The organism is Streptomyces sp. NPDC101110, from assembly GCF_044759525.1.
In the GTDB taxonomy this organism is placed as follows: Bacteria; Actinomycetota; Actinomycetes; order Streptomycetales; family Streptomycetaceae; genus Streptomyces.
Genome location: NZ_JBIVZM010000006.1, coordinates 351950 through 372886, shown reverse-complemented (window position 1 = coordinate 372886; position 20937 = coordinate 351950). Strand labels below are relative to the sequence as shown.

Annotated in this window: 18 protein-coding genes; 1 reads left to right on the top strand and 17 read right to left on the bottom strand. The window is 71.4% G+C overall.

What is annotated here, in order from left to right:
* The first annotated feature begins 18 nt into the window (after window positions 1-18).
* Entirely contained in the window at window positions 19-744 is a 726-nt protein-coding gene (locus ACIQU3_RS16880; RefSeq protein WP_403925803.1) for a hypothetical protein, read from the top strand.
* A 608-nt stretch (window positions 745-1352) separates the two neighbouring features.
* On the opposite strand, the gene ACIQU3_RS16875 is transcribed toward ACIQU3_RS16880, so the two are convergent.
* From ACIQU3_RS16875 to ACIQU3_RS16795, 17 genes are all read right to left on the bottom strand, one after another.
* Window positions 1353-2204 (bottom strand): phytanoyl-CoA dioxygenase family protein, encoded by an 852-nt coding sequence (locus ACIQU3_RS16875; RefSeq protein WP_403925800.1) that lies wholly within the window; start codon window positions 2202-2204, stop codon window positions 1353-1355.
* Window positions 2201-4318, bottom strand: a complete 2118-nt coding sequence (locus ACIQU3_RS16870; RefSeq protein ID WP_403925797.1) for a phosphoketolase — start codon at window positions 4316-4318, stop codon at window positions 2201-2203. The genes ACIQU3_RS16875 and ACIQU3_RS16870 overlap by 4 nt, the downstream gene beginning before the upstream one ends.
* Window positions 4308-4961: an L-threonylcarbamoyladenylate synthase gene (locus ACIQU3_RS16865; protein WP_403925794.1), complete on the bottom strand. Its 654-nt coding sequence runs from the start codon at window positions 4959-4961 to the stop codon at window positions 4308-4310. Before ACIQU3_RS16865 ends, ACIQU3_RS16870 begins: the two co-directional genes overlap by 11 nt.
* A 14-nt stretch (window positions 4962-4975) precedes the next feature.
* On the bottom strand, window positions 4976-5746 hold the full coding sequence (locus ACIQU3_RS16860; protein ID WP_403925791.1) for a phytanoyl-CoA dioxygenase family protein: 771 nt from the start codon (window positions 5744-5746) through the stop codon (window positions 4976-4978).
* A 76-nt stretch (window positions 5747-5822) separates the two neighbouring features.
* Entirely contained in the window at window positions 5823-6602 is a 780-nt protein-coding gene (locus ACIQU3_RS16855) for a class I SAM-dependent methyltransferase (RefSeq protein WP_403925788.1), read from the bottom strand.
* Window positions 6599-7300, bottom strand: a complete 702-nt coding sequence (locus ACIQU3_RS16850; protein WP_403925785.1) for an HAD family hydrolase — start codon at window positions 7298-7300, stop codon at window positions 6599-6601. Before ACIQU3_RS16850 ends, ACIQU3_RS16855 begins: the two co-directional genes overlap by 4 nt.
* Entirely contained in the window at window positions 7297-7746 is a 450-nt protein-coding gene (locus ACIQU3_RS16845; RefSeq protein ID WP_403925783.1) for a hypothetical protein, read from the bottom strand. Before ACIQU3_RS16845 ends, ACIQU3_RS16850 begins: the two co-directional genes overlap by 4 nt.
* A complete protein-coding gene (locus tag ACIQU3_RS16840; RefSeq protein ID WP_403925780.1) occupies window positions 7746-8795 on the bottom strand; it encodes an enolase C-terminal domain-like protein in 1050 nt (349 codons plus the stop codon). Before ACIQU3_RS16840 ends, ACIQU3_RS16845 begins: the two co-directional genes overlap by 1 nt.
* Window positions 8782-9900 (bottom strand): hypothetical protein, encoded by a 1119-nt coding sequence (locus ACIQU3_RS16835; protein WP_403925778.1) that lies wholly within the window; start codon window positions 9898-9900, stop codon window positions 8782-8784. The genes ACIQU3_RS16840 and ACIQU3_RS16835 overlap by 14 nt, the downstream gene beginning before the upstream one ends.
* Window positions 9901-10007: 107 nt before the next feature.
* Complete coding sequence (locus ACIQU3_RS16830) at window positions 10008-11180, bottom strand: bifunctional class I SAM-dependent methyltransferase/NUDIX hydrolase (protein ID WP_403925775.1); 1173 nt, start codon at window positions 11178-11180, stop codon at window positions 10008-10010.
* Window positions 11181-11209: 29 nt separating this feature from the next.
* Entirely contained in the window at window positions 11210-12037 is an 828-nt protein-coding gene (locus ACIQU3_RS16825; protein ID WP_403925772.1) for an NUDIX domain-containing protein, read from the bottom strand.
* Between the two features lie 204 nt (window positions 12038-12241).
* Entirely contained in the window at window positions 12242-13435 is a 1194-nt protein-coding gene (locus tag ACIQU3_RS16820) for a M15 family metallopeptidase (RefSeq protein WP_403926155.1), read from the bottom strand.
* 71 nt (window positions 13436-13506) lie between these two features.
* Window positions 13507-14991 carry an NUDIX domain-containing protein gene (locus ACIQU3_RS16815; RefSeq protein ID WP_403925769.1) on the bottom strand — a complete coding sequence of 495 codons (1485 nt, stop codon included), beginning with the start codon at window positions 14989-14991 and terminating at the stop codon, window positions 13507-13509.
* Window positions 14992-15047: 56 nt separating this feature from the next.
* Complete coding sequence (locus tag ACIQU3_RS16810; RefSeq protein WP_403925766.1) at window positions 15048-16184, bottom strand: NUDIX hydrolase; 1137 nt, start codon at window positions 16182-16184, stop codon at window positions 15048-15050.
* A 76-nt stretch (window positions 16185-16260) separates the two neighbouring features.
* On the bottom strand, window positions 16261-17505 hold the full coding sequence (gene fxlM / locus ACIQU3_RS16805; RefSeq protein ID WP_403925763.1) for a methyltransferase, FxLD system: 1245 nt from the start codon (window positions 17503-17505) through the stop codon (window positions 16261-16263).
* Between the two features lie 144 nt (window positions 17506-17649).
* Complete coding sequence (locus ACIQU3_RS16800) at window positions 17650-19590, bottom strand: ATP-binding cassette domain-containing protein (protein WP_403925761.1); 1941 nt, start codon at window positions 19588-19590, stop codon at window positions 17650-17652.
* 233 nt (window positions 19591-19823) lie between these two features.
* Window positions 19824-20936: a hypothetical protein gene (locus ACIQU3_RS16795; RefSeq protein ID WP_403925758.1), complete on the bottom strand. Its 1113-nt coding sequence runs from the start codon at window positions 20934-20936 to the stop codon at window positions 19824-19826.
* Between the last annotated feature and the right edge of the window lies 1 nt (window position 20937).

The following is a 20937-nucleotide window of genomic DNA, read 5'->3' as shown; positions in this document are numbered from 1 at the left end:
CCCCAGGGAGGCACGGCCATGGGCCTGCGACTCGTATGCGACACGTTCGACGACATACGCGACCGGTGCGATACTGCACCGGCCCGGCAGACCGGCAGCGAGCCCGGCTACGACCAAGGCGCCATCGTCCCCGGCGACGACTGGGTACCCCTCACCGCCGAGGATGCCGAGCGGCACCAGGCCGATGACTCGACGCCGGACGGCATCCGCATCGAGCTCGTACGCCGACCGCTGCCGCCGCTCGACCCGGACGACCTGTCCGGCCGGCTCGAAACCGCCGCCCGCCTCGACCCCCTCAACGGCCATTGGCCCACCACCCTCCTGGGTTGCGCGTCCAGCCCCGGCAACTGGACCACCACCACGGAGGACTCCACCACCGGCCGACGCATCGGCCTGCACGTCGACAACTTCGACCGGCTGCCGTATTTCAGACGCCACCAGGGCCGCCGCCGACTCTGCCTCAACCTCGGCCCCGGCCCGCGCTACCTGCTCATCGGCGACCGCGACATCCGACAGATCTGCCGCACACTCCACGCCAACCCAGGCCAGCACCACCCCCACACCGAGGACATCCGCAGGTACGTTGCTGCAGGACACCCGCTGCGCTGCCTGCGCATCCGCCTCGATCCGGGCGACGGCTACATTGCTCCGACTGAGTTTCTTGCTCACGACGGCTCGACTGCCGGAATCGACCAGCCCTCCGTTGCTGCCTTCTGGCTCGGCCGGTCACCGGACGGGTCATGACCGATCAGCCACGAAACCGAGTTCAGGACCGGGAAACCCGGACCCGAGGATGGACGCGAAGGCGCTGCGCCCCGCGCTCGACCCGCGCCCATCGCCTGGCCCACGCTCGGCATGTGGGTTCGATGGGAAGGCGAGCGTCTCGGCCTCGTGTCGCTGGCGCCCGCACGTGGCACCAAGGCGGAGCAAGCGATGCTCCCGTGCGCGCCAGAACTCCTGATACAGCTCCGCAAGGTCTCGCTCAGTGGCAGCCATGTCGGCCCATGCGCTGTTCGCCTGACGGAGGACCGTGCTGACCACCGTCTGTTGCTCTGTCAGCGAGTCGGGAAGGTTTGGTCCGGATCGGCGGCTCTGTGTCGTCGATCACGGAGCGCTGTACGGGAAGAGCTGGGCGGCCATGCTCGCGGCCGGCCGGGAGTCGAGAGCCGCGGGAACCAGTTCGACGGATCCGAGATCGGGGTTGTACCCAGGCAGGCGTGGCTGCCGTATGCGGCCGTGGGAGACCAGAACGATGCCCCCTCACCGGAACGTTGCAGCACACAGTGCGGGGGCGTGCCCCAAGAGCGCTGCTGTGAAGCGAGGCGCAAAGGGTGTGTGGGGCCTTGGCATCTTTACAGCGACGTGACCGTCCGGGCGCTGGTCTCCCACCACGAGCGGATAGGAGCGGCACCGCTGCCTTTGGCGAGGGATCCGTCGGGTCGGCGGTCGGGCAGCCCCAGGAGCTGCTGCTCGATCGGAGTGAGGCTGGGGTCGTTCCGGAGGTCGGTGGCGGCGTCGTCGACGGGTTGGAGCCAGCGGTATCCGTACTGGAACATGAGGGCGATGCGGCGCTGATGGGAGAGGTTGATGCCTCCGGTGTGCCAGGTCCGGTTCTCGAAGAGAACTGTGTCGGTTCCGGTGATGTCGGGGGTGACGGCGCCGGGTGGGTCGATGGCGCCGACGGGGACGACGGGCTCGTCTGTAAGGCGGTGGCTGCCGGGGAGGAACATGGTCAGCCCGCAGTCGGGGGTGACGGGGGTGAGGTAGTGGGCGGCTTTGATCGCCATGCGGGGGGTGTGGGGGAAGCCGAGGTCGGCGGTGACGCCGTACATGTCGCGGTGCCAGCCGTGGCGTCCGGGGATGCGGATGGTGCAGGGCGGGCCGCTCGGCAGGGCGATGAGGTGGGCCGACAGCAGGTGGATGTTCGGGCTGAGGAGCTGGACGACGGTGGGCAGGACGGCCGGGTTTGCGAGGAGCGGGAGGAACGCAGGATCGAGGTTGAGGCATCCGCGGAAGCCGTCCTTGCCGTCGCCTCCTCGGTCGCGGCCCTGGGTGATGTCGCTGGCCAGGAGCCTCTCGGCGGCGGCCAGGAGCCGGCCGCGTAGGTCCGGTGTGATCGCGTCGCGGACGACCGCGTACCCGTCGCGTTCGAAGGCGTTGATGGTGCCGGCGTCGGGGGCGACGGGTGGGAGCGGGGTGCTCATGCCGGTATCTCCTTCGGGGTGCCGGTGAGGGTGGTGGCGAGCTGCCACAGGCCGGGGTCGTCGAGGCCGCAGAGCTGGCGGAGGCGGGTCTGGGAGACGGGGCGGCCGGGGTCGCGGTAGCCGAGGACGGTGAGCCGGGGCCCGGGGTGGCGGCGTCCGAAGAGGGCGTGGATGTCGGTCGGGTGCCCGCTGGTGGCCAGGACGATCGGCGCCCGGGTGCCGAAGTGGCGGGCGAACGCGTCCGGGGCGAGGGCGAGGGGGCGGGTGCCGTCCTCGGCGAGGGCCGTGAGGTCGTGGACGTGGACGTACCGCAGGCGCAGGTCCGGGCGTTCGGCGCGCAGCCGCCGGGCGAGGGTGGTCAGGGCCTCGGCGGGCAGGTCGCCGGCGGAGGCGAGGATCAGGTCGGGCTCGCCGGGGCCGGGGTGGGTCAGGTGGGGCCAGATCGCGATGCCGTGCCGCAGCTCCTCGTCGAGGGTCTCCAGCGGATGGGGGACGGTCGTGTGCTTGCCGGCGACGACGATCGTGCACCGGTCGAGCTTGCGCAGGGCGAAGGTGAGTGCGGCGGCGGTGCGCGCGGGGTCGGCGGGGGTGAGGACGTGGAGCGTGGGGTCGCCGGCGGCCAGGAGTGCCGAGGTGAGGCTGGGGTTTTGGTGGGTGAGGGTGTTGTGCCAGCCCAGGCTGGTCAGGAGGTAGACCAGGCTGGGCAGCGGGGCGAGCCCGGCGTGCCGGCGCACGGACCGGTGCTTGAGCTGCTGCTGGATGAGGCTGAGGGTGATCGGTGCGAACGCCTCGTAGGTGGCGACGAGGGCGTGCCGGCCGGTCTCCGTGTAGCCCTGGGCCCAGGCGTGGCACAGCTCCTCGCTCAGCACTTCCACCGCCCACGGCACCGGGCGCCCGTGCTCGTCGGTGAGGTCGAGGCGGTTGGAGGCAAGCTCGTCGGGGCTGAAAACGCGGAACGGGCCCTGCTCGGCGCGGGCCCGCAGGACCTCGGGGACCACCTGCGCGAACGGGCGGCCGGCGGCGCGGCCGGCGACCTGGGCGGAGGCGGCGACGCAGCCGCGCGGAGCCGGGAGGCCGTCGGGCTCGGGCCGGGGCAGCGGGAGCGCGGGCAGCAGGTGCGGCCGGGGCCGGCCGCTGGAGGTGAGGAGCTGGGTGGGCTGGTAGGAGGACAGCCAGTCGGCGAGCGCGTTGAACTCGGCGGGCACACCGGCCGGGTCGCGCAGCGGCGTCTTGTGGACCGCCGGGGTGCCGGCGAGGTGAGCGGGGGCACCGTGGCCCTTGTCCAGGGTGAGGACGAGGACGCTCGACGGTCCCGGAATGCCCAAGGGCGCGGTGGCGCCGAGCGCTTCGGCCACCGCCTGACGGAGCTGGCCGATGTCGAGCCCGTCGCTGTTGACGGGCCGGTGGCCAAGGCCGGTGAAATAGGCGGTAAGTTCGGCGCGGTTCAGAGTGGACAGCAGACTCTTGCCGCCCATGCGCAGCCCGTTGAGCAGGACGACGGGAAGGACGGTGCCGTGGTCGCCCGTACCGTGCAACGCGCGGTTGGCGAGCCAGGAGGCGGCGGTCGTCCCGGTCTCGCACTCGCCGTCGCCGATCAGGACCACGGTCAGCCGGTGGGGCGCGTCGAGGACGGTGCCCTGCCCGATCGCGAGGGCGGGGCCGAGCTGGCCTCCGGTGTGCAGGTGGCCGGGGATCATTGGGGTGATCTCCCCGCCGATGTCGGCCCGGGGAAATCCGGCGACGAGTGCGCGCAGTCCGGCCTCGTCCTGGCGCAAGCCCGGGCGGGCGTGGCCGAGTCGGCCGGTGAGGTAGGCGTGGGCGAGGGCGGAGGGGCCGGCGTGCCCGGCGCCGTGCAGGACGTGCAGCTCGTAGCCGTCGGGGACGGCCGCCTGGAGTGGGCCCAGGGCGGCGAGCATCCGGTTGACGGGCGGGCACACTCCCCAGTGGCCGGCCGGTCGCGTCTTGACGTCGGCCGGGGTCAGGGGCCGGGCCAGGCGCGGGTTGTCGCGCAGATAGAGCTGGGCGAGACAGAGGTAGTCGAGCGCGTCGGCGACGGCGGCCACCGACGCGTCGGGCACCAGGCGGTTCGTCCGGCGGGCGAGGTCAGCCCACATGCGGTCCTCCTGCCGGGGCGAGAGCGGCTTCGACGGCGCGGGCGTGGACGGTGCCCTCCCGCGCCAGGCGCGCTGCGGCGCCCGCGGGGCAGTCGACGATGGTCATGTGCCGGGCGTGCGGGCAGATCCCGCCGTCGACGACCGCGGCGATCCCGGCCCTCACGGTCTGCTCGAAGACGGCGACCTGGCCGACGGTGAGCGCCGGGTGGTCCTTCTCGCCGGCGGCGGGGGTGGAGATGCTGCACACGGCGGCGACCAGCGGCTCGCCGGCCAGGGCGACGAGCTGGCCCAGTATTCCGTCGGGGCATCCGACGAGCGCCGGGGAGCCGACCGCCGCGACAGGCTCCACCGCGGGCTTCCACGGAAGACGCAGCGCGAGGTCCCCCGGCCACAGGCCGCCTGTCAGCAGCCGGGCGTCGGCGCTCAGGTCGAACAGGATCTCGGCCGTGGCCGGAGAGTCGATCAGGAGCAGCAGCGGCTTGTCGGTGGCACGCTGCTTGGCGCGGAAGACTGCGTTCGTGGCGGCGGGGTCGGCGGCGCGGGCACACAGCATGTACCAGCGGGGGGTGGGTACGGCGACCATCTGTCCGGCGGCCAGGAGGCGCGCTGTGTGGGGGAGCTGGGCGGGGGTGAGGATGTCCACGGCGCTCTCCCCTCTCACACGGTGCCGGAGCGGGCGAGGGCGGCGAGCGCCGGGTACTCCAGCCACGGGTCCGACAGGGCGCGCAGGGCGAGGTCGGGGTGCTGGGCGTGGTGGACTCGGAAGTACGCCATCACCCTCGGGGTGCTGCTGGTGTTGATGCCGACCCGGTGTGGGACTAAGTGGTGCATCACGATCATGTCGCCGGGCTCGGCGGTGAGAGCGGTGCCGTCCCGGGCGTCGATGTCGTCGGGAGTCTGGGCCGGCTGCCCCAGGACCCAGTCTGTGGCGAAGTAGTCGGCCATCCGGTAGTGCCCGCCGGGCACGTAGTGCAGAGCGCCGGCGTCCGCGGTGGCGCTACCGTCCAGGACGACGCCGGCGATGAAGGTGAACGTGCGTAGGTCGCGCGGTTCCAGGTGGGGGCAGGAGACACCGTCGACGTGCATCCGCTTCACGGGCTGCTGCGCGCCGTGCGGAAGCCGGATCTGGATCTGCGCCCGGGTAACCGGGGCGGGCCTCGCGGGCCGCAGCAGGTCTCCGGCCAACTCCGCCAGGCCGCTTCGCCGGTACAGGGCGAGGAGGTCAGGGTGCACCTCCAGTTCGGGGGCGAAGCTGCGTTCGGTGTAGGCGGTGAGCCGCGCGGGGTCGTACGCCTCGGCCAGCCAGCCGCCGACGAGGGCGCGCGCCTTGGTCAGGACGACGCCGTGGACCAGGCCACGGCGTATGAGGACGCCGTCGTCGACGAACCGGCGCCGCTCGTCGTCGCTCCACGTCACAGGACTGGGCATGGTGGATCTCCTTCCGGAGGGACACGGGGCCGGGGCGGGAAGTGGGCCGCCCCGGCCCGAAGGGGGGAGGAGCGGGTCAGCCGCGCCGGCCGAGGACGATCTGGAAGGAGGCATGCTCGATCAGGCCGCCGCTGGCGGCGTGCTCGTCGAGCAGAGCTCGGGCGCGGCGCTCGAAGTCGTCGACCCGCTCGCCGAACAGCGGCCGGGCGGCGAAGGAGGTCGAGTACAGGTAGCCGATCACCGTCTCGGTGCTCCACTCCCGCTCGACGGCGACGGTGTGCTCCTCGACCTGGCCGAACGCGGAGTCGGCGAGGATCTCGCGGTACGGGCGGTTGTGCGCCGCGTACTTCTTGCCCACCCCGGCCCGCCGCTCCTTGCCCAGGTACTCCTGAATCAGGGCGCGCAGGGCATCGGTCCAGGCGGTGCGCGCGGTCCACAGGCTTCCGTCGCCCATGACCACGACGGTCGCGTCCGGCGCGGTCATGTCCTCCAGACGCGACAGCACCACGTCCTGGTCCATCCAGTGGAAGGCGCGGCAGACCGTGACAAGGTCGGCCCGGTAAGAGGCGAGTGGGGTGAACGCCTCGGCCGGAGCGTTATGCAGGCGGACGGTGACCGGCAGCCCGGCGAGCGCTTTGTCGGCCTCGGCAAGCATGCCCGCGTCCTGCTCGACGACGTCGATCTCCAACATCGCCCCGGCCAGGGCCAGGGGGACTTGCCCGGTGCCGGACCCGAGGTCGAGCAGGGCCCGGTGCTCCTTGCCGACCACCCGCTGAGCGAGCAGCTCGACGGCTTCCTTCGGGATCCCGGGCCGGTAGGCGGCGTAGTACGGGGCGGTGGTGTCGAACTGGCTCACGGGGTAGAACTCCTGATCATCTGGGTTGACGGAAGGACGGTCTGCTCGATGTGCTCGACCGCACGGGTGAGGTCCGGTACGACCGTGAGCCGGCCGGGGTACTCGGCCAGCAGCCGGAGTGCCTCGGACGACGGCGGGCGCGAGGTGATCCACAGGGCGTGGGCTCCGGCGGCGAGGGCCCCGCGTACGTCGTAGTCGAGGCTGTCGCCGACGTGCAGCACCTCCGCGGGGTCGCGGCCGTGCAGTCGAGCGACAGTCTCCACGGCGCGCGGGTCCGGCTTGGCGAACCCGAGCTGCCACGACGGGTGATGGGCCCGGAGGTGGGGGGCGAGGAGGGCTGCGACGTCGGTCTCCTGCTCGTCCCAGTGGCTCACATTCGACAGGGTGACCACCGGCACGACCCGGGCGATCCGTGCCACCGCCTCCACCGCGCCGGGCCACAGGGCGAAGCCGGGCGCACAGTGGTCCTGGGGGAAGGCGGACGGCGCGATCCCCAGAGCGGCACACACCGTCTGCGGCGCTGGCGCATCGCTGCGCGGGTCCAGGGTGTGCAGGATTTGCTGAGCGACCTTCTTCGCCTGCCGGGTCGGGAGCGGGGACAGCTCCACGAGGCGCTGCGTCAGCGTCGTCCCGGACGGCTCGCCCAGGGTGTATCCGACGTCGAGGCTCACCAGCCGCACCGGGGCCGCCGTGCTCACGAACGGCCCGCCAGAGCCGCGATGATCATGTCGATCCGTTCGGTGCGAACGGGACCAGGGCCAGCCTCGCCGAGGAAGGTCAGCAGTTGCCGGGCTTCGGCCGGCGACCAACTGCTGGTGTCGACACCCGCGTCGGCAGCGGCCCGGGCGAGGTCGTCGGGGATCGTCGGCGGGCGCGCGCCGTGCGGTAACAGCAGCGTGCCGCTCCACCCCTCTCCGGCCTGCCCCTGCGGCAGGGCAGGGTCGAGGGGTGCAAGGACGGTGACGTCGTCGAACGTGAGGATCCGGACCGGGAGTTCGGGCAGGTGCACCGGCCGGTCGAGGCGAAGGGTCGTAGACAGGAAGGTGTCGTGTCCGCTCAGCCGCTCGTCCACGACGAGCAGGACCTTCTCCTCGCGCTGCTCCAGGCGGCCGTGGACCGCTAGCTCGCCCGTGTGCCTGGGCATTACCGGCGCACCTCCATCCCGAGACCGGGCCGGTCGGGAAGAGCGACGTGCCCGCCGTCCGGCCGGAGAGTGCCGCACAGTGCCCGCTGGCGGCGGGGCTCCCACACCACCTGGTACTCCACCGCCCCCGACACGTGCGGAAACGCGGCGGCCAGGTGCACGGCGGGCAGGAACGCCCGGCCGTGCAGGTGGACGGGCACCTTCGCGTTGTGTGCGGCGCCGAGCCAGCCCTGCGCCTCGGTGATCCCGCCGCACCACACCGCGTCGAACGTGAACGCCTCCGGCCGGCAGTGCTCCAGCAGGGCCCTGGCGTCCTCCGCATGGGACAGCCGCTCGCCGAATGCGACCCTCAGCCCCTCCGTCTGTCGGCGCAGCTGTCGGTACGCGGCCTGGTCGGTTCGCGGGAGCGGGTCCTCCACCCAGCGCACCGTCTCCGGAGTGAGGAGCGGTGCGACCTCCATGGTCCGCAGGTGCCCCCATGCGCCCAGGGCGTCCACCGCCACACTGTCCCCCGCCCACTTCGCCGCCCGTTCGGCCAGCAGCACCATCTCGGCGGCTTCAGCGCCGCGCAGGGCCCACTTGGTGAAGGCGAAGCCCCCGTCGGCGGTGGCCTTGACGGACTCGAGGGCCGACGTGGAGGCCAGGTCCAGGGAGAGCCAGGAGGCGTAGACCGGCACTCGCGGTGCGGGCCGGTCGCTGAGCAGGGCCGCGACCGGGAGGTCGGCGAGTCGGCCGTGCAGGTCCCACACCGCGCAGTCCAGCGCCCCGACCGCCCAGCGGCCGAGCCCCGCCGCGTGCGGGCCGAGGCCGGCCAAGAGCCTGTGCAACAGACCCGTGTGGTCGGCCACGGGGTGCCGCAGAGCGCTCTGCCCAAGCCGGGTGGCCACTAGCGCGGCGGGCAGCTCGTCGACCGGAGCGAATACCCCGGTCACTCCGCCGGCCTCGACCACGATCGCGAACCGGCTGTCACCAGCCTTCCACGGACCCGCCCCGCTCTCGTCGAGGCGCTCTACCCGCACCCGGTCGATGACCGCGTCAGCGGGGTCCATCGACGAGGTCCTCTCCCGCGTAGGTGAAGTACCACAGCGGCCGGTAGCACTCCCAGCCCACCGGCCGAAGCCCGGTCGGTGCCATGGCCCGCTCGATCGCCGTACGCGCCTGCAGGTAGTACTCCAGGCTCTCCGCGCCCGGCGTCCGCATCCCCTGCATCATCACCGTGTGCGCCTGGAAGACCTGGAAGTTCGGGAACGCGGTGACCTCGCCCGCCAGTGCGTTCACCCCGCGCACGAGGTCCTCCATCGGGTCCAGCCCGACGATGTACGTGTAGGAGGTGTCCAGCCCCGCCGCCCGCGCCCGCATCAACAGGTCCGGCATCTGCTCCGGCCGAAGGTCGGCCTTGGTCGCCTTCATCAGTGCCTCCCGCCGGGTGAAGTGCTCGGCTGTCAGCCTGAGCACGAACGGTGACACCTTCGACGCGATGGTCTCGAATGCCTCGTCGCTGCGCAGCACGGAGGTGAGGAAGCCGATCCGAGCCTTGACGCCGGCCCGCTCCAGAGCGGGCCGCAGGGCGGTCAGGTGCGCGACGGCCGCCTCCTCCCGTTCGAAACAGCCGGTGGAGACGGTGACCTCGGTCAGCTCAGCCAGGCTGCGGCGGGGATGCTGCTCGCCGAGGGCGTGCAGCAGGGCGTCGAGCCCCTGGTCTTCCTGCATCCTCGGATCGGCGGCGGCCTCCATGGTATTGGGGCACCAGCCGCACCCGACGCACCGGCTGCGGGCGTTGGGGTTGAGGGTCGCGGCGCGGCCGTCGTTGCGGAAGTACCCTCCCACCGCCTCGTCGGCATCGATGTGGCCGACGCGCGCGACCACCTCGCCGTTCAGCGACAGCTCGTTGCTCCGGAGCCGGAAGGGGCTGGCCGGCTGGTTCAGCGGGACGATGATCTGCCAGGGGGCATCGGGGCGGCGCACGAGGCGAAGGTTGACCCGGGCCCGGTGACGGTCCTGGTCGGAGGTGATCCCGTACAGGTTGACGGCGATCAGCAGCACGTCCTCGACGGGGACTCCGTGGCGCAAGGCAGCCTGCTCCAGATGGCGCAGGCGGTCGGTGCCGACGGCGCCGTCCGGGGATATCGACCGGCGCATGGAGAGATGCGGCATGGAGGACTCCAACTTGAGTGCGAGGGTGGGGTGTTGCATCCGGGGGTGCGGCACCTGCGTCGTGTCGCGGGAGGGCATCGGTGTCGGCTGTTGTGCCAGTGCGCCGCCTACTTGGCTGAGGCGAAGGCAGTGAAGTGCGCCGGCGCGTGGTCGATGGCCAGGTCGGGTCGCCAGGCGGTGAGGATCTGGGCGCTGCATACGAACAGGCCGTCGGGGAGCTGATCGAGCGGGTACCATGCCCAGTCGCCGACGCTCTCGCCCGGCTGCGTGGCCGGCTGCCCCTGCCACGCGTGGACGAGCGCGCCGACGGTGACCCGCAGGACACCATCGACGTGATCGACGAGCGTACCCAGGAGCCCCACGTCCTCGGCGCGAGCGACCAGACCGGTCTCCTCGGCGAGTTCGCGGATCACCGTGTCCTCGAAGGATTCCCCGGCCTCCACACTGCCGCCAGGCAGTTCGAGGGTGCCGCGGCGGTGCAGGCCCAACAGGATGCCCTCTTCGCTGAGCAGGATCGCCCCGACGCCGACGGCCGCGTGTGCCGCTGGCGCTCGGGTGCTGCGGGGTCGGCTGGAGACTCGCGCCGGCCGTGCGGGCAGGCGCCGTGCGCGGATGAGCTGCTGGATGACCGTGGCGCTGTTGTCGGGGTGCGGTAGCAGGTCGATGGCCTCGACGCGGAAGCCGTACTCGGTGAGCAGGTCCTCCCACAGCTGCGGTGCCAGGACCCACATCTGTGTCGGCAGGGGTGGGTCGTCGCGCAGCAGGATCATCTGCTCGCGCGGCGCCACTTCCGTGGACGGACCGCGGCCGTGCAGGTCGGTGTGCAGGAGCGAGAGGATCAAGGGGGCGCCCGGACGCAGGCCGTCGCGCAGTGCCGGCAGCGAGCGGTGCGGGTCGATGAAGGCGAGCGTCCCGATCGCGTATGCGGCGTCGAACGGCTCGGCTCCGGCCAGGTACTCGGTCACGTCCGCCTGGACGAACTCCACGCCGTCAACGTCGGCGTGGGCGGAGGCGGCGCGTTCGTGCTGGGTCGGGGACAGCTCGATGCCGGTGACGCGGGCTCCGTGAGCCTGGGCGAGATGGACGGCGTGGTGGCCGGCTCCGGACCCGATGTCCAGGACCCGGCGGCCGGCGATGTCACCGAGGACTTCTGCACCCGGTCCGATCCCTTTCCAGGGCGTCCAGCGGAGCTGGTCGGGGATGGGCGGGGTGTGGGCGCGGGCCAGTTGTCTCTGGCCGTAGATCTGCCAGGCCCGGGTGTTGGTGTCCTCGGCGGGCACGGTTGCCTCCTGGGTGGGGGTGCTGGGGATCAGGTGTGCGTGATCAGGTAGGTGGGTCCCTCGTCGCGCCGGGCTCGTTCGATGGCGTCGAGGCGGGCGAAGGCGCGCGGCGCCATCAGCTCCTGCCAGGTCGCGAGGTCGTGGATGGCCCACATGTCGTGCTCTGCGGGATCGAGTCGGATCCGGCCGAGCTGGTCGGCGGTCAGCCGGCCTCCGTCGAAGATGAGCCCCACCTTGTTGAGCGGCAGGCGCGGCCCGGCGTGCAGGAAGTGCGTCAGGAGGAGCTTCGGCGTATCCAGACCGAGTTCGAGGCCCGTCTCCTCGACCGCCTCTCGTCGTGCGGTCTGCAGCGGGTCCTCGCCTGGGGCGTCCAGGTTGCCGCCCGGGAACTGCCAGAGTCTCGAGCCGTAGACCGAGCGGAGCTGGACCGGCCGGTCGTGTTCGTCGCGGATGTACAGGCAGCCGTACACCGTGTGGTGGGGGACGGTCTGCGCGTACTGCGAGGGCGTCATTGGCATGGGGCGGCCGGGCCGGGCAGGGCGGTGGTCGAATGCGAGGGCGAGAACACCGAGGGCTTCCTTGGCCGGAGGGTAGATGCTGCGGAGGCTGGCGAGCAGCTCTCCGGGCGGCCCGTCCGGGTCGATGCGCACGGTGTCCTCCGAGCTGAGCAGATCCTCGAAGGAGCAGTACGAGGTGATCCGCTTGACGATGACGTCGAGTTCCCGCCCGGTGTCCCGGTCGTGGAAGACGACCGTGTCACCGACTGCGACGGCGCGCTTCTGCGGCGTGGCCACCCTCACTTCGATCGTCTTGCGGCCTGCTTCCACTTGGCGGTAGTACCGTCCGAGCAGGTGCATGTGGTGCTCTTGTGGTTCACCTCCGGTCGCTGGACTCGGGACGGCTGGGATCGCCTGCTGGGTGTCGTCAGGCACACGTGCCTCCGTTCGATGCGTTCCGTCCGTCGCGGTTTTGGGATCCCAACCGGCCCAGGGTCCGGTGGCCGCGCTCCTGTGTTTCCGGATCGCGTGGGTGGCGATGAAGTGGACGAGGATGCCGGCGTGCTAGGGCAGTTCGATCGGTCCGTAGCGCGCGTGCGGCTCATGCCGCATCAGCGCGTCGTACCGGTCCGCTACCGAGAAGTGCCAGAACTCGGTTCGGTAGTTCGTAAAACCTGCATTCTCCATGGCGTTGAGCAGCAGCATGCGGTGGTGGCGCGCACGATCGCTGACGTTCGGGGCGTGAGTGAAACAGGCACCGTCGCTCTCCTCGGGGGAAGCATTGACGCGGGTGCCCAGGTCGAGTTCGTGACCGTCCTGGTCGGCGAGGGTTACGTCCACGGCCGCGCCCGCGGAGTGGGGCGCGATCTCCGGTGGTGACACGTACCGGCTGGCGGCCTGGTGCAGCTGCTCAGCTGTCCAGTCGGGGTGAGCGGCGGCCAGCTCGTCCAGGTACTCGGTGAAGTAGCGCTGCTGTAGGGTCGGCGGCCGGTAGCCCTCGATGAACAGCAGGTCGGTGCCAGCGGGCAGGAGCGAGCGGGCGTGCCCCAGCCGGGCCAGGACGCCCTCACGGACGTGGGCGAACGCGCCCAGCGGGTCTTGCTTGCGGGGATCGACGCGGAAGCTGTGGTCACGCACGTCGACGAGCGGCTCCCCGCACTCGCGCACCGGGATCGCAGCGACCCGCGGATCGGACATCAACACCAGAGGGTCCATCGAGTCTCCCTGTGACGGCTTGCACTGCGGTGGCGGGACGGGGGAAGCAGAGGCCAGGTCGGTTTCGCGCAGGATTCGCGCGACGGTGTCCTGCAGCGTGCTGTCGGCCGGGATCACGGTCTCCAGACCGCCGGGCAGCAGATCCAGTTCGCGGTACCAGGAGGCGAGGTGGTTGTCGGTGACTTGCGCCAGGTACGCGGCATCCGCCTTCGACGCGTGTCGGACCAACGTCGTTTCCAGCGGCACGTCCAGGTAGTAGCAGTTGGAGACGCCGCGGTGGTCGCGTACCAGAGACGTGATCATGTGGCTGTAGCGATCGGAGTACAGGATCCCTTCGAGCACCACATGAAAGCCGGCGTTCAGCGCTTCGCGTGCGACCCGGCCCAGCAGGGCGATGTTGGCGCCGCGCGCGGTGTCGTGTTCCCTGAGCACGTTCCGGCGGATCACGTCCTGGCCCACGATCGCGATACCGCGGCCGTAGTGATCGCGCAGGCCCTGGGCCACGCTTGACTTGCCTGACGCCGAGTTGCCGCGGATCACCACCAAACGGGTGTCCTCACGGCCGGCCGCAGTTGCAGTGGACACACGACGGTGTGCGCCGCTCGGGGAGCCGGTCATGCGGGCCAGCCCGTCTCGCTGTACAGGTCCCCGTTCTGGATCTTCGCGATGGCTTGGCGGGTGTAGGAAACGAGGTTGTCGGGCAGCGCGGCGGGGTCCCAGAACTTCCACTGGGTGCACTTGTCCGGCTCACGCAGTTCCGGCTCGCCGCTCCAGGCGCGGGCACGGAAGAACAGGCCCATGCGGGGCCGGTCCCCGGCCCGGTCGATGTGGTGGACGACGTGGACGAGTTCGACGTCCCGTCGCTCGATGTGCAGACCGGCTTCCTCCCGTGCCTCCCTGATCAGGCAGGTGATGGCGCTCTCCTGCTCGCAGTGGCCGGCCAGGACGTGCCAGGTGGACGGCGCGAACGCGGAGTCGGGGTGGCGCAGCCCGAGCAGCACCGTTCCGTCAGGGCGCTCCAGGTAGAGGTGGACGCCGATGACGTTGAGGACCGTGCCGTGCGGCGAAGCTGGGCGGCGCTCCTCATGCGACGAAAGCCCGCTCTGCGGCTCGGGGCCGGCCGGGTGGCTGGCGGCGTGGCGCCGTACGAGGTCGCTGGTGGTGTCTGCGATGCGCAGGCGGTGGAGATCGTCGGGGGCGAACCAGGCCAGCATCACCCCTTCCGTCAGGCTGAGTTCGCGGGGATCACCGTTCCAGCGGCCGGCGTAGATGGCGATGGGCACGCTCGCACCGGCGTCGTCGGAGGCGTACTCGGTGCCGAACGGGGTCAGGTCGGTGATGTGGAGACCCGTTTCCTCGGCCAGTTCGCGCCGCACGGTGTGTTCCAGGGTGGCGTCCTGGGGCTCTCGGCCACCGCCCAGCAGTGACCACATGCCCGGCTCCCAGATCTCGCCGGGGAAGTAGTCGCGCAGGTGAAGCAGGTACTCGCCATGGTCGTTGTAGATCAGGGCGGAGGCATTGGCCGCCTCCGGTTCGGTCTTGGGCGTGAGCTTGAGCAGCTTGTCGCGCAGGGAGGGGGAGCTCACCCGATCCACGGGCCGCCACTCGGTGCCGCCGACCTCTTCTTCCTGCAGCACCACCGGCACCTCGGCCGCGGTGCACAGGCGGAAGAGGAACCGGAGGTCGAAGTGCTGGTGGCCGGGTTCGCCTTTGCCCGGGCGGGCGTCGATGTCGTGGATGTCGATGTCGAACGGCACGGCCTCGTATCCGGGCCACGGTGCCACGGCCTGCGGCGGGATCCCGGTCTCCTCGTGCAACTCCCGCAGCGCCACCCCTGCCAGGGACTCGTCGGCGGGCTCGGCGTGCCCGCCGGGGGCGAGAACCTTCCCGCTCGCCAGGTGCAGCACGTGCAGGACACGGCCAAGCGCGTCGACGACGATCGCGCCGCAGGTGACGTGGCCGGTGAAGGTGGAGCGGCTGGCGATGTCAGTGGGACGGTCGAGGGCGGCCAGGAGTCCGCCGAGCTGGGTGCGCTCGTGAGGGTGGCGAGCGAGGTAGGTGGCGACGGTGGTGCGGATGTGGTCGTGCGACAACGGCATAGGGCTACCTCAGAAGGCGTGGAGCGGGACGTGTTGAGGCGGGGTGGTCGTTCGGGTCAGGTCAGCCGCATCCCCTCCGCCGGGATCTCCTCGATGGCGGCAGGGCGAGCGGTGGGGTGGCCCCACCGCTCGCCTGCCGTCCCCGCCGCGAGCTGGGCTTGCCGCGCGCCGGGCGGACCCCATCCCAGCAGGGCGACTGCCTGGGCGGGGGTGGCGAGAAGGCGGGCGAACGGGTGGCCGGAGGCGGGGTCGACGGCCGCCGGCCCGATGCCGGTGACCCGCGCGGCCAGGCGGAGCCGGGCGTTGGCCCCCACCCCGCCGTAGACCTCGCCGGTCTCGTCCAGCACCCAGCCCAGTCGCACCGGATCGGCCAGGCTGAGCTGGGCTTCCTCGGCGGCTTCGCGGTGCAAGGTGTCCTCAGGCGTCGCGTCGGTCTTCTCCACGGTGCCGCCGGGCAGCATCGGCAGCGCGCCCCGCGGGCCGGGATCGGCCACCAGGACGACCCGGCCGTCGGGGACGAAGCACCACGCCCAGGCTTGCTGCACAGGCAGCCGCTCGGGGACGGGGCCGCGGTGGAGAGGGCTGTCCCACAAGGGCCGGTAGCGGACGTGGACGTCATGGCGGTCCAGCGCCGGGACATCGAGGATGTGACGGCCGTCGGCGAGGTGCGCGGTGGCGGTGTTCCCGAGCCGGGCACGGTAGGCGGCGAGCATGATCTGCCCGTCCACGGGTCGCAGCCGCTGCACCGCGTCCCGGGTCTCCAGGAAGGCGTACTCGGACAGCTCCTCGCGCGGCAGGCGGAGCGCCGCCACCTGGGCGGGAGTGAGCGTTCCCCCGTCGAAGACGAACCGGACCTCTCCGGGGCAGTGCGTGCCGGGTTGCAGGTCGGGGTGGTGCGCGGAGAAGGAGTGGACGGCGAGCACAGCCGACAGGGGTAGATCCAGGCCCAGTTCCTCGGTGATCTCGCGCCTGCAGGTGACGTGCGGGTGTTCGCCGGGTTCCACGACGCCTCCGGGCAGCAGCCACGAGTCGTCCTCGCGGTAGGTGGGGTGCACCAGCAGGACACGGCCGACCTCGTCGGTGATGATCGCGGCGGCGCCGAGCCACGCCGCATGCCGGGATGCGGCGTACTGCGCTGCGGGCAGGGCGGCGCGCGGTGAGACGTGATCCGAAGGGGAGACGGGAGAGGGCACGTAGCTCTGCCTTTCGCGACGGCGGACGGGCGGGTGCAGCGCGGACCGGACAGGGGTGACCAGGAGGCACCGCCGTTCATCCGGCGCTGCGGCTCCCAGCGCTGCTGGGGACGATCGGCCAGTCCACGGTGATGCGGGTGTGCTTCTTGGCGAAGACGTGCGGTTCGTGGTCCCTGCTCGCCGGGACACAGTCGGCTGCCGGGCGGGCGGTGATGAGGGGGCAGCGGGCACCGCGGTGGTTGCGCTGCCAGTGCTCGACCTGCTCGGCCATCTCCTGGGCGGCGACGTGTCCTTGGTCGCCATAACCGTGGACGACGAACTCGTACATGCCCTTGCCGTCGTCTCCGTCGCCGATGCGTTCGGTGACCAGTCGGGCGAGGGAAGCTCCGCGAACGATGGCGGCGCCGGGCCAGTGCTGGGGCGGCGGGTGCAGAACCTGGTTGTCGCCGTCGGGGTCGACCTCCAGGCGGCAGAAGCCGGGCAGGGCGCCAGCGAGGTAGAGGGTGAGGGCATCGAAGGGTTCCTGGCCGCGGACGGTGATATTGGTGCGGGTGACGGTCGGCTCGTAGGCGAGGGCTGGGGCGAGTTGGTCGACGGGCAGCGGGGTGCCGTCTTCCCACAACAGGTGGACTCCGGTGCCGGGGACGGTGCGGCGGTTTGTCTGCCAGGCGCCGTCACCCTGCATGGCGACGAAGCCGCAGACGATGAGGGGCTCGTCGCTGCGCAGTGCCCCCTTGTCCCTGGTGAAGGCGATGGCCCAGTGGTAGCCGTGCAAACGCAGCGGTGCGATGAGACGGCCGCCTTCGGCCAGGGCGTCGATCCAGGGCAGGTCCCAGGTGTCGACGGTGACCACGATGGCGTCGAAGCCGCCGTCCGGCACCACACCGGTGGTCAGGTGCTCGGCGTCGGCGGTGACGACGTGGACGTGGTCGTATCCGTTCTCGCTGAGGAAGCGGGTGGCTCTTTCGGTGACGCCGGGGTCGATGTCGACGGTGGTGACGTGGCCGACCGGGCCGACGAGTTCGGCCATGAGGGCGGCGTTGTAGCCGCCGGAGCCGATCTCCAGAACGCGGTGGCCGCGCTGGATGCGGGCCGCTTCGAGCATGTCGGCTTGCAGCCACGGCGCGGAGATGGAGCTGATCACCCGGCCGTCGGACGCGTGGCGGGTGGGGATGATGTCGTTGGCGTACGCCGCTTCCAACGCGGAGTTGGGAGCGAAGACGTGGCGGGGCACGGTGCGGAAGGCGCGCTCGACAGCGGTGGTGCGGATGTGGTTGTCGGCGCGGAGTTGCTCGACGAGCTGGTGGCGACGCTCAGTCACGTCGCTGACTTCGGTAGCCGGTGAAGTGGTCACGGCTTTCCTTCCCGGGCTAGTTGGGCGGCTTCGGACGTGGAGCACAGGAGGCATCGGGTGCGGCCCGGTGTCTCTGCCTGGCAGAACGGTGGCCTCGGGCGGGCGGGGTGATCAGGGGGTGTCGCCGCTCATCCGGCGCTGCAGCTCCCACAGGGTCCGGAAGAGACCTGCTTCCTGGGTGAGTTGGGCGTAGGTGCCCTCCTGGACGATCCGTCCTTCGTCCAGGACCACGATCCGGTCGGCGACGGCCACGTTGGTGAGCCGGTGCGTGATCAGCAGGATGGCGCGGTCCTTGGCCAGTTCGCGCAGGCCGGCGAAGATCCGGTGCTCGGCGCGGGCATCGAGGGCGGCCGTGGGTTCATCCATCACCAGCAGCGCCGCCTGCCGGTGGAACGCGCGAGTGAGGACGAGACGCTGCCACTGCCCGCCGGAGAGCTGCTGTCCGCCGAACCACTCGCTGGTCAACAGGGTGTTCAGGCCGGAGCGCAGGCCCGGCAGCATCTCTGCTGCGCCGGACGCCTCGCATGCGGCGAGCAGGGCCGCGTCGCTGGTGTCGCCCTGCCCGAACGTGATGTTGTCGCGCATCGTGAGCGGTAGGTAGGTGAACTTCTGCGGCACCAGGGCGACGTGCTCCCACGACCCCCACGGGTCCAGGTTCGCGGTGGAGGCGTGGTCCCAGGCCACGTCGCCCTCGGTGGGCAGCAGCAGCCCGCACAGCAGGCGGGAGAGGGTCGTCTTGCCGGAGCCGTTCTCCCCGACCAGCGCCACGATCTCCCCGCGCCGCACGTGCAGGGAGACGTTGCTCAGGCTGTCCTTCGGGGCGCCGTCGTAGCGGTAGGTGACGTTGCGGACCTCGAAACGCTCCGGGGCCGCGGTCACGGGCGCGGTGCCGCGGGAGTCGGTCATGGCCTGGCCGTGGGCGTTGTCGAGGAAGTTCTGCCAGTCCTGCACGTACCAGCCGGTGCGCACCAGGCGGGCCCCGCCGTTGATGATGCCGCGCACCGAGCCGGTGGCGGTCTGGAGGGCGAAGACGGCGCCGCCGCCGGCCGCCAGGCTGATCCGCCCGGAGGCCAGGAGCCACAGCAGTGCCGCCCACACCGCGGTCGAGGCGATCCCGCCGGCCACTGCTCCGGCCAGCCCCATCCAGGCACCGGTGTTGGCGGCCTTGCGTTCGGCCGCGTTGACCGAGGCGGCCAGCTTCCGGTACCGGCCGATCAGGAAGGGGCCTGCCAGGCAGGCGCGCATCTCCTCACTGGACTCCTGGTAGGCCATGTGCCAGCGCAGTTTGCCCAGCATCCGGCGCCGCCCGGAGGTCTCCAGCGCGGCGAGGTAGATCACGCGCGCGGAACGGACGTAGGCGGCGGCCTGCGGTAGGCACGCAAGGAAGAGGAGAGGAAGGAGCAGCGGGTGCAGGACGGTCAGGACGGTGGCGCCGGCCGCGAGCGTGGCGGTCGCCGCGAGGACGTCCTGCGCTTCTTCGACGAGGTCGGGGGTGACCTGGGCGCCGCGGTCGGCGATGTCGTAGGCGTCGTTGTAGCCGGGCTTGTTGTTGGCGGCCAGTTCCGCGCCGAGCGCGGCCTCGATCATCGTCAGCTCCGCTGCCCGGCCGAGCACCGGGCGCAGACGGCCGGTCAGCCAGACGACGGTGATGCCCAGCAGCGCCCGCAGGCCGGTGGCGGCGGTGATCACGGCCAGCTGCGGGGCGGCGTCCCACAACCGCTCGGTCATGTCGCCCGAGGAAATCAGCGCGGTGATCGTGCCCGTGACGGCCAGGAGGCCGAGGGCCGCGAGGACGCCGGTCCCGATCTGGCACACCAGCAGGCCGATGGTCGCGCCACGGTCCACGCGCCAGGCCATCTGCACCGAGCGCCGCACGAGCGAGGGCAGGCGCCGCGCCATGGAGCGGGAGGTCAGCAGGGAGCCGGCCTGGAGCCTCGACTCGTCGCGGTAGAGGTATTCCTCCTCTCGAACACGGGCCTCCTGTGGTTCGTCGTCCGGCGTGGTCCCTTTCGGCGGTTGCGGCGGCTGGTCCTGCGTAATGGCCGAGGTCATCGTTCCCCCTAGGACGGTCGCTACGGCAGAGTCGTGAGGTCTAACGACACGGCTGCGATATCGAACACACGTCATTCGGTCGTGCTGGGGAGCCCGCTATTTCCTGCGTCAGGGAACCCCGCGGGCGCGGGATCCCTGGTCTTGCTTGGAGCGGCTGCGGGCAGGAAATGGCCGAAACGCCGACAGCGCCAAACAGCGTGGGCAGCACGGCGGGCCATCCCGGTCGTCCCCTCCTAGCCGGGATCTGGTTCGGCCTGCAGCAGCCTTTCCAGCTCTGTCTCGGCGTGGCCGACCGCGCCCGTCAGAGCCTCATGGTGGGGGGCGGACAGGACGCCGGATCCCAGTCCGGCCGCGGCGATCACCGCGTTGAGCGCGTCTGCCGCCCCGTCGTCCAGGGCGGACGCGGCGACGGGGTGGTGCAGTGCGTCTCGTGCGGCGTAGGCGTCGAGTCGGGCGACGCTGACGAGGGAGTCGAGTACGCCGGCGGAATGTCGTCCGGTGCGGTCCAGTTCCAGGGCTGACAGGGCCGTCCTGGTTTGGAATGTGGCGGTCGGCGGATCGGGGTGGGCAAGAAGCTGGACTGCTGCGTCGAGGGTGCGGTCGAGGTCGGGTTCAGGGACGGGGGCGTCTGCGGGCCGGCAGTGGGCGTGCAGGAGGAGGGCGATGGCTCTCTCCCAAGGCTCCGTGGGCTGGGTGGTGTCGATCAGGTCGCGGGCCTGCTGGTCCAGGCCCTGCTCCATCAGGGCCATGATCTTGATCTGACGGCCGTCGAGGAGCCGGTTGCCAATGCCGCGATGCTGGGCCATGGCGTCGGCCGCGTCGGTCCACCGCCCGATCTGGGCGAGGGCGCGGGCGCCGTCCACGAGCAGGGTGACGTACAGCTCCTGGCACACCGTGCGGTGGTCCTCGTCCGTGCCGGTCAGAGCAGACAGGTCGACGGTGCGGCCGTCGATGTCGGTCTTGTTCCGATGTCGGGCAGCGTCGTTGAGGCAGAACAACAAGCTGTAGGCAGTTACGCCTTGGCCGGCTCGGGTCAGGAGCCGGGCGAGGTTGACGAGCGGCATCAGCGACATGACCGCGACCCGTCCGCTGAGGCGTCCGGCGTTGGCGAAGACCTGGTGCTGGCGCCAGCACAGATCCTCGGCCAGGTCGGGCAGGCCGACGTCGGAGGCGATCAGCGCGGCGTAGTTGAGGACCCCGCAGGCGCGGGCCACCAGGTCGTGGTGGCCCGCACCTGCGGGCGCGACGGTCAGCCCGGTGAGGTGGTTGATGCGCTCTTCCAAGGGGAGCGCGGGCGCCTTGGTGCGGCGGACCAGGGGGATGTGGCTGGCTATCGCGGGGATCACC